Origin of the sequence: Halorubrum sp. Atlit-28R (assembly GCF_003665955.1) — an archaeon.
Classification (GTDB): Archaea; Halobacteriota; Halobacteria; order Halobacteriales; family Haloferacaceae; genus Halorubrum; species Halorubrum tropicale.
Genome location: NZ_QPLS01000002.1, coordinates 340,688 through 354,149 on the forward strand (window position 1 = coordinate 340,688; position 13,462 = coordinate 354,149).

The window sequence follows — 13,462 nt, forward strand, 5'->3', positions numbered from 1 at the left end:
GGGGGCACGGCGGCGCTGAGGGCCACTACGCTTATGCGAACCGAGTGAGTCGGTACCAACGATCATGAAGAAGCTGATCAACGACCCGGACGACGTCGTCGACGAGATGCTGGACGGCATGACGGCGGCGTATCCCGACCGCCTGCGACGCCTGCCGGACACGCAGGTGCTCGTCCGCGACGATGGGCCGATCGACGGGAAGGTAGCGCTGGTGACAGGGGGCGGCAGCGGCCACGAGCCGACCCATGCGGGGTACGTCGGCGACGGAATGCTGGACGGCGCGGCCGCGGGCGACGTGTTCTCCTCGCCGACGGCCGACGAGTTCGAGGAACTGATCGGCGCCTGCGACGCGGGCGACGGCGTCCTCGCGATCATCAAGAACTACGAGGGCGACGTGATGAACTTCGAGACCGCCATCGAGCTCGCGGAGATGGAGGGGATCGAGGTCGAGAGCGTCGTGGTGAACGACGACGTGGCAGTCGAGGACTCGCTGTACACCTCCGGGCGTCGCGGCGTCTGCGGAACGATCCTCGTCCACAAGGCCGCCGGCGCGAAGGCCGCGCAGGGCGCCGACCTGAGCGAGGTCAAGCGCGTCGCCGAGAAGGTGGTCGACAACGTCGGCACGATGGGCACCGCGCTCACCTCGTGTGTCACCCCGGAGAAGGGCGAGCCCACCTTCGATCTCGGCGACGACGAGATCGAACTCGGCATCGGGATCCACGGCGAGCCGGGCACGGAGCGCACGGACGTGATGTCGGCAGACGAGATCACCGAGCACCTGACCGAGGCGGTCCTCGACGACCTCGGCCTCGACGAGGGACAGGAGGTGCTCACGGTCGTCAACGGGATGGGCGCCACCCCGCAGATGGAGCTGTTCGTCGTCAACCGACGCCTCCAGGAGCTGCTCGGGGAGCACGGGCTGGAGACCTACGACGCGTGGGTCGGCGACTACATGACCTCGCTGGACATGGCCGGCGCGTCGATCACGGTGTGCGCGGTCGACGCCGAACTGAAGGAGCTGTTCGACGCGCCGGCCGACACCCCGGCGCTGACGGTGAAATGAGCGACGACGGGGCGGCGGTCGTCGCGGCCGTCGAGGCCGTCGCCGAGCGCATCGAGGCCGAGCGCGACCACCTCACGCAGCTGGACTCCGCGATCGGCGACGCCGACCACGGCGGGAACATGGCGCGCGGCTGGGCCCGGGCGGCCGACGCCGCGCGCGACCTCGACGACCCGGACGCCGAGACCGTCGCGAAGACGGTCGGCAAGACGCTGATGGCCGAGGTCGGCGGCGCCTCGGGTCCGCTGTTCGGCGGGTCGCTCGTGTTCGCGGCGGGCGAACTCGACGGGGGTATCAGCCCCGAGACGGCGGTCGCGTTCGCCGAGACGTACCTGGAGAAGGTCGAGGACCGCGGCGACGCGCGCGTCGGCGACCAGACGATGGTGGACGCTCTGACGCCCGCGGTCCACACGTTCAAGAAGTCGATCGAGGCCGACGACCTGCCGCCGATCGAGGCGCTCGCGAAGGCGGTCGACGCCGCCGAGCGCGGCGTCGCGTTCACCGTTCCGATCCGGGCGCGGAAGGGGCGCGCCTCCTACCTCGGCTGGCGCTCGGTCGGGCACCAGGACCCGGGGGCGACCAGCACCTTGTTCATCCTCGAAGAGCTGCTCGCGGTCGCCGCCGACCGGCTCGGCGTCGACGCCCTGGAGCCCGACGCCGCCTCGCCGACGATCCCGGACGAGGACCCCGACGACGCGGGGGTCTCGGAGGGCGACTGATGGTCGGGATCGTCGTCGTCTCGCACAGCGAGCGCGCCGCCGAGGGGATCGCCGAGATCGCCGCCGAGATGGCTGGCGACACCCGGATCGAACCGGTCGGCGGCGACGGGAAGGGCGGGATCGGCACCGTCCCCGACGCGATCGAAACGGCGATCGACGCCGCGGCCGGTTCCGAGGACGGGAGCGACGCGGTCGGGGGCGAGGAAGACGGAGGCGACGCGGACGGCGTCGTCGTCCTCGTCGACCTGGGCAGCGCGGTGATGAACGCGGACGTCGCGGTCGAGATGAGCGACGCGGAGGCCGTCATCGCGGACGCGCCCGTCCTCGAAGGCGCCGTCAACGCGGCGGTCGCGGCGACCGACCCCTCGGCCACGGTCGAGTCCGTGCGCGAGCAGGCGGAGTCCGCCCGGGACATCGAGAAGCTGTAGGGGCGGAGCCGGCCCGTTTTTCCGATTCGGCTACGCGTCGCGCTCGCCGAGCCCGAGCGCGTCCAGCACCTCGCCGCGCGTCTCGCAGGCGAGCGCCTCGTTCGCGAGGGACGCCGCGGCGTCGGCGTCGACCTCGCGGACGCGCGCCTTCACCTCGGACACCGTCACGGCGCTCATGCTGAGCTCGTCGAAGCCGAGCCCGACGAGGAGTTCCGTCAGCGCCGGGTCGCCGGCCATCTCGCCGCACATCCCGACCCAGGCGTCGCTCCCCTCCGCGGCCGCCGTCGTGCGGTCGAGCGCGCGCAGCACCGCCGGGTGGAGCGGGTCGTGGTACTCGGCGACGGCATCGTTGCCGCGGTCGGCCGCCATCACGTACTGCGCGAGGTCGTTCGTCCCGACGCTCAGGAAGTCCAGCCGCTCCGCGAGCGCGTCGGCGAGGAACGCCGCCGCGGGCGTCTCGATCATCGCACCCAGTTCGGGGACCACGTGGGCGACGCCCTCGTCGGCGAGGTCGGCCGCGACCGACTCGACGGCGTCGACCGCGCGCTCGACCTCCTCGACGCGCGTGACGAGCGGGAACATGACGGCGAGCCCGTCGCCGTCCTCGGTCGCCGCGGCGCGGAGCAGCGCGCGGAGCTGCGTCTCGAAGAGGTCCGCGTGCTCGTCGAGCGACAGCCGGACCCCGCGCCGCCCGAGGAACGGGTTCGGCTCGTCGGGGAGGTCGAGGTACGGAATCGGCTTGTCGCCGCCGACGTCGAGCGTTCGGACGACGACGCGGTCGTCCGGGAACGCCGACAGCGCGGCGGTCACGGCCTCGTACTGCTCGTCCTCGGTCGGGGGCGCCTCGCGGTCGACGAAGAGGAACTCGGTCCGGAACAGCCCGACCCCGTCCGCGCCGCGCTCGGCGGCCGGCGCCAGTTCGACCTCGCCGCCCACGTTCGCGGCGACCGCAATCGGCCGGCCGTCGGCGGTCGCGACGCGTTCGGGGATCGCGTCCGGACCGGACTCCCGCACCGCGTCGCGGCGGGCCTCGTCGGGATCGACGACGACCTCGCCGGCCTCGCCGTCGACGAGGACCGTCTCCCCCTCTGCGACCGATTCGAGGCTCTCGCCGACGCCGACGACCGCGGGGACCGCGAGCGACCGCGCGATGATCGCGGCGTGGGAGGTACGACCCCCCTCGACCGTCGCGATCCCGGCGACCGCCTCGGGGTCGAGCGCTGCGGTGTCGCTCGGCGTGAGCCGCTCCGCGAGCAGGACCGTCCCGTCGGGGAGGGCAGCGAGGTCCGCGGCGGCGGTCGACACCCCCCCGTCTCCGGCGAGGAGCGCGCGGAGCAGCCGGTCGCGGACGTCGCGCAGGTCGTCGGCGCGCTCGGCCATCCGCCCCTCCATCCCCTCGAACTGCGCGACGGCCTCGTCGAACCGGTCCGCGACGGCGTGTTCCGCGGGCGTCCCCTCGCGGATCGCGGCCTCGACGTCCTCGATTATCGTCGGGTCGTCGAGGAACTCCTCGTGGGCCTCGAACACCGCGGCCTCCTCCTCGCCGACGCGCTCGGCCGTCCGGTCGCGGGCGTCGCGGAGGTCTCCCCGCACGGCGTCGCGGGCCGCCTCGTACCGGTCCAGTTCCGCCTCGGCGTCGACTGCGTCCGGGTCCGGGCGGTCGGGGAGCGACAGGTTGGCGTCGGGGCGGTACCAGCGCGCCGCGCCGACCCCCGCACGCGGCGTGCTGCCGACGCCGGCGAGCGTCCTCACGGGGCGTCCTCCGCCTCGCCGCTGTGCGTCTCTCCCTCGTCGGTCCCCGACTCGTCCGCCTCCTCGACCGGACTCGTGAGCAGGTCGCAGACGGCGTCGAGTGCGGCCTCGGCGTCGGGCCCCTCGGCGACCACGCGGACCGACTCGCCGTGCCCGACGTTCAGCCCGCTGACGGAGAGCATGCTGTCGGCGCGGACGAGGTCTCCGTCGCCGTCGTCGGCGCGACCGATCGACACGTCGGCGTCGAATCGGTTCGCCGTCTGTACCAGCTTCGAGGCGGGTCGCGCGTGGAGGCCGGCCTCTGGTTCGACCGTGACGGTCCGTTCCATGCGGTCCGGTTGGGCCCCGGCGGGTAATAGCTGATCGGGGCGGCAGGGCCTCGACGACGCGGAGCGGCTACGGCGCCGCCTGCTTCGTCGAGACCAGTTCGATCACGTCGCGGTGGGAGAGCGCGCGGTCGGTCCCGACCTGTCGGCCGCTCCGGCAGTCGGTGCCGTGGAGGAGCCCCTCGCCGATGTCCGAGTGGATGTGGTACGCGAAGTCCTCCGTCGTGGAGCCCTCGGGGAGGATGAAGCAGTCGCGGAAGACCCCCTTCTCGTCTTTGCTCCCGTTGGCGGAGCCGGGGAAGACCGCGATACAGCCCAGCACGTCGAAGACGGCGGCTTCGAGCGCGCCCTGGACGCCCGTGCCGTCGTACTCGCCGACGAACTCGCCGATCCGATCGAGCCCGGCCGCCTGCTCGCCGGAGACGTCGCCGACGATCTCGAACTCGTCCGCGCCGGGCGTGTAGTTGACGACGCCCGCCTCGTCGGCGTTCTTCAGCGCCTTCTCGGCGTGAGCGCTCGCGGGGACGAAGGACAGGTGGTCGTAGTCGGGGTCCGACGTGATCTCCTCCCAGTTCGCCTGCGCCTCGGGGGTGTCCATCTTGTTGGCCGCGATCACCATCGGCTTCGTCCGCTTGCGGATCTCGCGGGCCAGTTCGACCTTGTCCGTCTCGTCCCACGTCTTGGGGTCGAGTTCGAGCCCCTGCGCGAGGATGGTCCGCTTCATCCGGTCTTTGTCCGTCCCGAACGCGGACATCTGCTCGGCCAGCTCCTCCTCGACGGCGGCGTCGGCGCCCTGGTACCGCGTCTCGTACTTCTCGAGGCCCCTCTCTAACACGTCGAGGTACCACGCGTCCAACTCCTCCTCCAAGAAGTCGATGTCCTCGCGGGGGTCGTGGCCCTCCGTCGCCTCGCCCTCGATGTCGGTCTTCCCCGAGAAGTCGACGACGTGGATCAGCACGTCGGTCTCGTTGAGGTCGGTGAGGAACTGGTTGCCGAGCCCGCGCCCCTCGTGGGCGCCCGGGACGAGCCCGGCCACGTCGACGAGCTTCACCGGGACGAACCGCGTCCCTTCGCGGCAGACGCCGACGCTCGGCGTACACGTCTCGTCGAACTCGGGGGCGGCGCAGTCGACGCGGACGTACGCCTCGCCGACGGTCGGGTCGATGGTGGTGAACGGGTACGCCCCCTCCGGCACGTCGTTCATGGTCGCGGCGTTGAAGAACGTCGACTTCCCCACCGAGGGCTTGCCGACGAGACCGATCCGGTAACTCATTACCGCCAGTCCGCGATCCGCGGTGAAAAGCGATGCGAGACGCGCCGTGGCGTGGGACTCGATGACGAGGGACCGCGGCGTGCGAACGGTGACGAGGGAGCGAGAAAGCGGCCCTCGTCAGGCGTCGCCGTCGGACTGGCCCGGCTCCCCGAGCGCCTCGATGGGGAGGACGTTCTGGAGCGCGGCGTGCGCGTCGTCGGCGCTCTCGAACGTCTCCTGATCGACGTGGGCGAGGAGGTCGCCGAGGTCGGCGTCGCCGTCGGCGAACAACACCGTGGTGCCGGCGAACGCCTCGGCGAGCGCGTCTCGATCGGCGGGGTACGCGTGATCTTCGAGCGTCGGTTCGAGCCGGGAGAGGGTGATCTCGTCGGACATACCGTCCCCTCGACGGGACGGAGCATAAACGCGCGCCCCGTCGCGGCCGGGGCGGGGCGACGGCGAGAAACCGGCAAGAACCGCAAAAGGTTATCCGTCGTCGGCGATATGAGTCATGTAAACATGCCCCTATACGACCGGATCCTGGTCCCGACCGACGGCTCCTCGGAGGGGGAGCTGGCGGTGTGCCACGCGCTCGACCTCGCCGCGGTCCACGGGGCCTCGGTCCGCGCCATCTACGTGGTCGACACCGCGCGGTACGCCGGGATGCCGATGGAGACGACATGGGAGGGCGTCGGCGACCTGCTGTACGACGACGGGGAGGCGGCGCTCGAAACGGTCCGCGAACTGGCCGCCGACCGCGACGTGGACGTGGAGACGGTCGTCGTCGAGGGGTCGCCCAGCCGCGAGGTCATCACCCACGCCGAGGAGGCGGGCTGCGACCTCGTCGTGATGGGCACTCACGGCCGCGGCGGCATCGACCGACTGCTCCTCGGCAGCGTCGCGGAGAAGGTCGTGCGGGGCTCGTCAATTCCGGTGTTGACGGTCCGGATCGGCGACGGGGAGGAGCCGCCGAGCGCCGCCGAGTCGGCGACGGCGGGCGAGACGGCCGGGACCGACGCCGAGGGGGCGGTCTCGGACGCGACGGAGACCGGATAGGGAGGAGGCTCGCGCTCGGCCGCTCTCCTCACTCCGCGCCGCGGAGGTGTTCGCAGTCGCCCGCGTGGACGCGCCGCCGGCCCTCGTCGGTGTCGACCACGAGCGCGCCAGGCTCGGCGACGTCGACGGCGGTGCCCTCCACGACGCCGTCGGCGGCCTCGACGCGGACGCGCCGCCCGAGCGTGCTCGCTCGCTCGCGCCACGCCGGGAGGACGCCGTCGAGCGCCCCGGGCGACGCGGTGAGCTCCGCGTAGCGTTCGAGCAGCGTCGCGGCGAACCGCCGCCGATCGACCGGGGCGCCGCGCTCGGCCGACAGCGACGTCGCGCCCGCGGGCAGCGTCTCGGGGTCGAGGTTGGCGTTGACGCCGACGCCGACGACGAGCCAGCCGACGCGGTCGGCCTCCCCCTCCATCTCCGTGAGGATCCCCGCCAGCTTCCGGCCGCCGCGGCCGCCGAGATCCGACGCGGGGGCGCTTTCCTCGGGCGTCCCGTCTCCGACCAGCACGTCGTTCGGCCACTTGATCCGCGCGTCGACGCCGGCCTGGCGGGCGGCGTCGGTCGTCGCGACCGCGGCCGCGAGCGTGAAGAGCGGCGCCCGCGCGGTCGGCACGTCGGGGCGGGTCAGGACCGACAGCCAGACGCCGCCGCTCGGCGCCACCCACTCGCGGTCGAGGCGCCCCCGGCTCCCCGTCTGCTCGTCGGCGACCACCGCGGCGTCGGTGGCGCCCGCTCCCGCGAGCTCGCGGGCCCGCTCGTTCGTCGACCCGACCCGGTCGTGGTACTCCACCGAGTAAGGGGCGTCGAGCCCGAACGCGATGCCCGGCCCGGAGTAGCCCGGGTCGTCGGGCGCGACGTAGCCGTCCGACGTCGACTCCACCGCGAAACCCTCCTCGCGGAGCCCCTCGACCGCCTTCCAGACGGCCGCCCGGGAGACGTCGAGCGACTCGGCGAGGGCGGGCCCGGAGACCGGGTCGTCGTCCGCCGCGAGGGCGTCGAGCAGCGCGCGCCGCGTGTCCATACGCCCCGATCCGGCGGCCTGGCCGAAAGCCGTTCCGGGTCTCGAACGCCGCGTCGGGTCCCCGACGCTTTGTGTCCGGGGCGCGAAGGACCGCCGATGACCGACGTGGACCGCGACGGCGACGACCGAACGGAGGCCGGGAGCCAAACCGTGTCGCTCGTCGTCGTCGACGGCGACGAGCGCGTCGACCTCGACGTGGAACGGGGACGGAACCTCCGCCGGGTCCTGCTCGACGCCGGGCTGTCGCCGTACGCGGCCGCGACTCGCCGCCTCAACTGCGGCGGGCGAGGGATCTGTGCGACCTGCGGCGTCCGCGTCAGAGAGGGACCGCCGGCCGACCACTGGCACGACCGGCTCGCCGACCGGTTCGGCTACCCCCGGCTCTCCTGTCAGATCGCGGTCGACCGCCCGATGACGGTGTCGCTCGTCGACAAGCGCGTGTGGGGCGGGCGGCGGTCCGAGGCGGGCGACGGAGAGCCGGACGGTGGCTGACGCCCGGGCCCCACACCTCGTTTCCGGTGAAACGGCGAACGGTACCGCGTCACACGGGCGGCCCGTCGAGGGGTTCCGAAGGGACGTCGCGGGCGTTCGGCCCGGTGATCGGGGGCCTTCCGACTGCCGTCGCGGCACAAAAGCCAAGTCCGCTGGCCCGAACGGTCGGGTATGCAACCCTCCAAGGAGCGCGAGTCGTCCGACGACGACCCGATGGACGACCTCGACGACCTCCTCGACGACGACCTCGGTGGCGGCGAGGGGGCGTCCGACGCCGACGCCGGCGGCGCCGCGGCCGCCGAACCGGGCGCGCGGAGCGCCGGGAACGCCGGGGACGCCGGCAGGGTCGGCGTCTCGGGCCGGTGGTTCTCGGCGAAGGCGTTCGGGCTCGCGCTCGCGACCGTCGCGGTCGGCGTGTTCGTCGGCGGGCTGATACCGCTCATCGGGGGAACGATCGGCACCGCGGGCGGCGTGTTCGTCGCCTCGTTCCTCCTCGGCCTGGCGCTCTCGACGCGCCGGTACGTCGAGACGGGGATCGCCGGCGGCGCGGCGGGCGCGGCCAGCGCGGTGACGAGCGTCCTCGGCGTCGGCTTCCTGCCCATCGGGATCGACTACCTCTCGCAGTGGGGGCTCCCGCTGGTCGCGGTCGGCGGGGGCGTCGGGCTGGCGCTCGCGCTGCTGGGGCACTACTTCGGCCGCGACCTCCGCGCGGGGCTGAGTCGGGACATCGAGGGGTAAATCCCCGCTGACGGCGCGGAGCCTTTCCGCCGGTCGCTATCCGGTCAGGCGATCGGCGTCGACGTAGTCGGCGATCTCCCGGCGCTCCAAGACGAGGAAGCCGGCGAGGATCGCGACGAATCCGACGAGCGCCGACGCGTCGACGAGGTGACCGAGCAGGAGCCAGCTGCCGACCGTGGCGACGACGGGCTCCGCGTAGCCCACGAGGTGGAGCTGCGACGGGCCGACCGCGTCGAGCAGCGCGAAGTACAGGAGGAACGCGACAACGCCGGACAGCAGCGTCAGGTACGCGAGCGACGCGATCGACGTCTGGTTCCAGACGACCGCGGCGGGCGACTCCCCGATCGCGGCGGCGGCGACGAGGAGCTGGCCCGCCCCGATGACCATCGCCCACCCCTGAAGCGCGGCGATCGGCAGGTCGGTGCGGAGGGGTCGCAGCAGGACGGCGCCGAGCGAGAAGGCCACCGCGCCCGCGAGCGCGAGGCCGACGCCGACGACCGCCGCGCTGCCGAGCCCGGCCGCCGCCGGGTCGGCGACCACGGCCACCCCGAGGACGCCGAGCGCGAACCCGCCGATCTCGACGGGGCCGAGGCGTTCGTTCGGGAGGAGCGCGGCCGCGAAGACGGCCGTCAGGACCGGAGAGAGGCTCACGACGACCGCGGCGACCGCGCCGGAGATCCGGACCTCGCCGAGGTAGAGGAGCCCGTGGTACGCCGCGATCACGAACGTCCCCGCGACGGCGACGCCGAGCCACTCGTCGCGGCCCCGCGGCGTCCACCGGTCCGCGGCGACCGCGGCGTAGCCGAGCACGACCGCGCCCGCGACGGCGTACCTGACCCCCGCGAACAGCAGCGGCGGGAAGTAGTGGAGGCCGGCCTCGATGGCGACGAAGGAGGTCCCCCACAGCGTCGCGAGGAGGAGGAACGCGGCGACGATCGCTTCCGGAGTAGAGAGGAAGTTTCTGAGTTTCACTGGCTACTCGTTCGAAATACGCGACTGTAGTTAAATTATACTCTCGAAACAGCCGACATTTGGAATGAAGAATCAGACATACGAATCAGATCCGATTCGAACACCCAACCGTGCTCGAATATTAGAGCAGACTCCAACCCTGTCGGTCGACATATACAACCGGTCGGGGGTCGATCCGGGGGTATGGACGAGCGCGACGTGCGGCTGTTGAAGGCCATCTCCGATCTCGGCACCGGGAGCCCCGAACGGCTCCACGAGGAGACCGGGATCCCGGTGTCGACGATCCACTATCGGCTGAACAACCTGCGCGAAGACGGCGTCATCGAGAACGACCTGTACGACCTTGACCACGAGGCGCTCGGGCTCGGCGTCACCGTCATCGTCGAGGTGCTCGCCAGCTACGAGGGCCCCTACGAGGAGTTCGCCGAGGAGCTGCTGGCGGTCGAGGGCGTCACGGAGGCGTTCTTCACGATGGGCGAGACGGACTTCGTCGTCCTCGCGCGGCTCTCCTCGTCGGACACCGTCGAGCGGCTGATCAGCGACTTCGAGGCGATCCCGCAGGTCGAGCGCACGAACTCGACGTTCACCATCGCGACGCTCCGCGACGAGCCGCGCGCCCCGGCGACGTACGACATCGACACGCTGATCGAGGAGCTGACGGAGTGACACGGCGCTCGGGAGCCGAGTACGGCGGGGCGGCCGCTGCGCGGATCAGTCGGGGCCGAGCGACGGTCCGACGGACCGCTCCACGAACAGCAGTGCGACGAGCCCGAGGACGACTAACGTGTACGAGAGCGCGGCGAACAGGGCGTCCTGCGTGGTCGAGTACTCTGTGGTGCGAAAGATGATCACCTTCCTGACCATCGCGATGACGCCGGTGTAGATCACGAGCCGGACGATCCGGCGGGTGTCGCTCTGCTCGATGTACGCGACGACCGTCTCGTACACCTCGACGATGATGAGCAGCAGCAGTCCGGTCTCGATGAAGCTGATGACGGTGTTGGGGTCGGTGATCTCCCCCGTGGGGACCGACTCGGCGATCTGGATCGCGAGGTCGACGACGCCGATGCCGAACAGCAGCGCGAAAAGCGCCGCTGCGGCCAGTTCGACGCCGTGGACGAACTTGTTCGTCACGTCGGAGACGCGGTCGCCGCGCGTCTTCGCGACCGCCGGGTCCGGCTCGGGGCCGGACGTCGGCGCGTCGTCCGACAGGTCGGTCCGTTGTGAGTCGTTCGGGGAGTCGGCCGGGGGAGAATCGTCCATCGAGTCTGACCTCTCGGATCGAGACACGGCCGCCCGACAAGTAAGTGGCAGGGGCCGTACCGGGGGCGATCGAGAGAACGTGACCCAGCGGGGACGACCGGGAGACGCTACGACCGCTTCCCGATCTCCTCGCGTAACACGTCGGAGACGACCTCGCCGTCCGCCTTCCCGCGGAGCGCGCCCATGGCCTCGCCCATCAGCCCGGAGAACGCGCCCATCCCCTCGGCCTCAACCTGGTCGGCGTTGCGCTCGACGACCTCGACGACGGCCTCGCGGACCTCCGCCTCGCTCACGCCTGAGAGCCCGGCCTCTTCGACCGCCTCGCTCGCCGTCAAGTCGGGGTCCTCGGCGAGCGTCGTCAGCACCTCGGGGACGCCCTCCTTCGCGAGGTCGCCGCCCTCGACGAGGTCGAACAGCGCGAGGAAGTGGTCGTCGGTGAGGTTCTCCACGGGCGCGCCGTCGCGCCGGATCTCCGTCGTCGTCGACTCCAGCGTCGACGCCGCGAAGGTGGGCTCGGCGCCGCGCTCCACGGCCGCCTCGAACAGCGGGAACCGCTGGCCGAACGCGACCTGCTCGGCGAGGCCGGCGTCGAGGCCGAACTCCGCCTCGTACCGCTCGGCCTTCTCGTCGAGCAGCTCGGGCGTCTCCACGTCGGAGGGGTCCGGCTCGACCGGCGGCACGTCCGTCTCGGGGTACATGCGTGCGGCGCCCGGCAGCGGCCGGAGGTAGCGCGTGGTCCCGTCGTCGTTCGCGCCGCGGGTCTCCTCCGGGACGCCCTCGATCGCGGTCTCGGCGCGGTCGGCGGCCGCCTCGATCGCGAGGTCGGCGGTCTCCGGGTCGGCCGCGACGATGGCGACCGCGTCGCCCTCGCCCGCGCCCACCGCGTCGCGGAGCGCGTCGACCTCCGCCTCGGTGACGCCGTACGCGGGCAGCTCGTCGGTGTGGAAGATGCCGCCCGCGCCGTGGCGCTTCGCGTGGTCGGACAGCTCCGTGCCGAGCCGCCGGTCCGGCTGGATCTCGCGGCCGACGAGGCCGTCGAAGCCGAACAGCGGGACCGCGGTCACCTTCCCGCCCGCGTCGAGCGCGCCGCGGATGACCCCGGACTCCGTGTCGGCGAAGACGTCGGTCACGTCCGAGACGTCGCCGACGCTCGCGTCGCGCTCGCGGAGTTCGTCGTGGATCGCGAGCAGCTCCGCCTGTCGGCCGACCTCGCCGCGGACGATGTCCTCGATCCCCTGGAGGTCCTGGACGCCCTTCACCTCGACGCGGGCGCCGTCCGCGATGGAGACGTTCACGTCCTGCCGAATGGTGCCGAGCCCGCGCTTGACCGCGCCCGTCGAGCGGAGCAGCATGCCGATCCGCTCGGCCGCCTGCCGGGCGCCCTCGGGGCTGCGGATGTCCGGGCCCGTCCCGATCTCGACGAGGGGGACGCCGAGGCGGTCGAGCGAGTAGACGACGCCGTCGTCGGTCTCCTCGACGCGCTTCGCGGACTCCTCTTCGAGCATGAGGTCGACGACCGACACCGACCCCGACTCCGTCTCGATCTCGCCGTCCTGCCCGAGGAGGATCGAGCGCTGGAAGCCGGAGGTGTTCGAGCCGTCGATGACGAGCTTCCGCATGACGTGCGCCTGGTCGACGACGGAGAGGTCGAGCAGGTCGGCGATCTGGAGCGCCACCGAGAGCGCCTCGCCGTCGACGCGTCTGGGCGGCTCGTCGTCCTCCTCGACGAGACAGGTTGTGTCGTACGCGAGGTAGGTGAACTCGCGGTCGACTCGGCTCTCCTCCATCGCCGCGTCGTCGAGCTCGCCCAGTTCGCTCTTCGTCGGGTGGAGCTGACGGGTTATCGACCGGTCGGCCTCGTCCGGGTCGCGCTCGACGGTCGGGGAGTCACAGAACAGCTTCGTCTCCGTGTCGAGCTGCTGGTGGATCTCCAGGCCGGCGACGAGCCCCAGCTCCTCGTAGTCGTACTCGGGGGTCGCGTCCGTACTCATTACGCCTCACTCCGACGGCGCGCGACTAAAAGGGTGGCAGTTCGCGCGAGCGATGCGGAGCAAGAAGCGACGACCGGGGTTATAAACGACGGATGCGTCGGCGCGTGCCTTCGAGCGGCCGCCGAAAGCGGTCGCGAGACGGCACGCGCGAGGTCGTCGGGTTCGCCAGACTGCCAGAGGGACCTCTGGTCCCTCGCTGGACGCGGCGACCGAGGCACCACAGCGAGCGAGGAGCGCAGCGAGCGCACCGAACACTGGCGGGTGGGGCTTTGGAGGTCCGGCCATCGATCCGAGGTCGACGGCTCTGTCGAACTCCTCGAACGGTACTATGTTCTCAGCGCCTCCCTGAATACATGGCGCGAATCAGTCAGCAGGTCCACGTTTACTGATCCGCT

15 protein-coding genes are annotated in these 13,462 nt (G+C 71.9%); 7 read left to right on the plus strand and 8 right to left on the minus strand.

What is annotated here, in order from left to right:
- Positions 1-64: 64 nt before the first annotated feature.
- Genes dhaK through DVK06_RS05240 form a run of 3 tightly spaced genes read left to right on the plus strand, consistent with a single transcriptional unit; the run spans position 65 to position 2,207 of the window.
- On the plus strand, positions 65-1,063 hold the full coding sequence (dhaK, locus tag DVK06_RS05230; protein WP_053771429.1) for a dihydroxyacetone kinase subunit DhaK: 999 nt from the start codon (positions 65-67) through the stop codon (positions 1,061-1,063).
- Entirely contained in the window at positions 1,060-1,779 is a 720-nt protein-coding gene (dhaL, locus tag DVK06_RS05235; protein ID WP_121599556.1) for a dihydroxyacetone kinase subunit DhaL, read from the plus strand. Before dhaK ends, dhaL begins: the two co-directional genes overlap by 4 nt.
- Positions 1,779-2,207 (plus strand): PTS-dependent dihydroxyacetone kinase phosphotransferase subunit DhaM, encoded by a 429-nt coding sequence (locus DVK06_RS05240; RefSeq protein WP_053771431.1) that lies wholly within the window; start codon positions 1,779-1,781, stop codon positions 2,205-2,207. Before dhaL ends, DVK06_RS05240 begins: the two co-directional genes overlap by 1 nt.
- Positions 2,208-2,237: 30 nt before the next feature.
- Here DVK06_RS05240 and ptsP read toward each other — a convergent pair whose 3' ends face one another.
- The 4 genes from ptsP to DVK06_RS05260 all read right to left on the minus strand — a co-directional run bounded on the left by ptsP (position 2,238) and on the right by DVK06_RS05260 (position 5,933).
- Positions 2,238-3,959: a phosphoenolpyruvate--protein phosphotransferase gene (ptsP, locus tag DVK06_RS05245; RefSeq protein ID WP_121599557.1), complete on the minus strand. Its 1,722-nt coding sequence runs from the start codon at positions 3,957-3,959 to the stop codon at positions 2,238-2,240.
- Positions 3,956-4,288, minus strand: coding sequence for an HPr family phosphocarrier protein (locus DVK06_RS05250; RefSeq protein ID WP_121599558.1), 333 nt, complete (start codon positions 4,286-4,288; stop codon positions 3,956-3,958). The genes ptsP and DVK06_RS05250 overlap by 4 nt, the downstream gene beginning before the upstream one ends.
- A gap of 67 nt (positions 4,289-4,355) precedes the next feature.
- A complete protein-coding gene (locus DVK06_RS05255; protein ID WP_121599559.1) occupies positions 4,356-5,558 on the minus strand; it encodes a redox-regulated ATPase YchF in 1,203 nt (400 codons plus the stop codon).
- A 117-nt stretch (positions 5,559-5,675) separates the two neighbouring features.
- Positions 5,676-5,933 (minus strand): hypothetical protein, encoded by a 258-nt coding sequence (locus tag DVK06_RS05260; protein WP_053771435.1) that lies wholly within the window; start codon positions 5,931-5,933, stop codon positions 5,676-5,678.
- A 123-nt stretch (positions 5,934-6,056) separates the two neighbouring features.
- Here DVK06_RS05260 and DVK06_RS05265 point away from each other — a divergent pair, with 123 nt between their 5' ends.
- Positions 6,057-6,593 (plus strand): universal stress protein, encoded by a 537-nt coding sequence (locus DVK06_RS05265; protein WP_121599560.1) that lies wholly within the window; start codon positions 6,057-6,059, stop codon positions 6,591-6,593.
- A 28-nt stretch (positions 6,594-6,621) separates the two neighbouring features.
- Here the strand turns inward: DVK06_RS05265 and DVK06_RS05270 are convergent, their stop codons facing one another.
- Positions 6,622-7,611, minus strand: coding sequence for a biotin--[acetyl-CoA-carboxylase] ligase (locus DVK06_RS05270; RefSeq protein WP_121599561.1), 990 nt, complete (start codon positions 7,609-7,611; stop codon positions 6,622-6,624).
- Positions 7,612-7,707: 96 nt separating this feature from the next.
- Between DVK06_RS05270 and DVK06_RS05275 the strand changes: the two genes are divergently transcribed.
- Together DVK06_RS05275 and DVK06_RS05280 are read left to right on the plus strand one after the other, a co-directional pair.
- Positions 7,708-8,103, plus strand: a complete 396-nt coding sequence (locus tag DVK06_RS05275) for a 2Fe-2S iron-sulfur cluster-binding protein (protein WP_121599562.1) — start codon at positions 7,708-7,710, stop codon at positions 8,101-8,103.
- A 171-nt stretch (positions 8,104-8,274) separates the two neighbouring features.
- Positions 8,275-8,841, plus strand: coding sequence for a hypothetical protein (locus DVK06_RS05280; protein WP_121599563.1), 567 nt, complete (start codon positions 8,275-8,277; stop codon positions 8,839-8,841).
- A gap of 36 nt (positions 8,842-8,877) precedes the next feature.
- Here DVK06_RS05280 and DVK06_RS05285 read toward each other — a convergent pair whose 3' ends face one another.
- Complete coding sequence (locus tag DVK06_RS05285) at positions 8,878-9,813, minus strand: DMT family transporter (RefSeq protein WP_121599564.1); 936 nt, start codon at positions 9,811-9,813, stop codon at positions 8,878-8,880.
- Between the two features lie 183 nt (positions 9,814-9,996).
- On the opposite strand from DVK06_RS05285, the gene DVK06_RS05290 reads away from it, so the two are divergent.
- Positions 9,997-10,479 (plus strand): Lrp/AsnC family transcriptional regulator, encoded by a 483-nt coding sequence (locus DVK06_RS05290; RefSeq protein WP_121599565.1) that lies wholly within the window; start codon positions 9,997-9,999, stop codon positions 10,477-10,479.
- Between the two features lie 45 nt (positions 10,480-10,524).
- Here DVK06_RS05290 and DVK06_RS05295 read toward each other — a convergent pair whose 3' ends face one another.
- Both DVK06_RS05295 and gatE read right to left on the minus strand, forming a co-directional pair.
- Positions 10,525-11,076 carry a phosphate-starvation-inducible PsiE family protein gene (locus DVK06_RS05295; protein WP_053771441.1) on the minus strand — a complete coding sequence of 184 codons (552 nt, stop codon included), beginning with the start codon at positions 11,074-11,076 and terminating at the stop codon, positions 10,525-10,527.
- A gap of 107 nt (positions 11,077-11,183) precedes the next feature.
- On the minus strand, positions 11,184-13,067 hold the full coding sequence (gene gatE, locus DVK06_RS05300) for a Glu-tRNA(Gln) amidotransferase subunit GatE (protein ID WP_121599566.1): 1,884 nt from the start codon (positions 13,065-13,067) through the stop codon (positions 11,184-11,186).
- Positions 13,068-13,462: the final 395 nt, after the last annotated feature.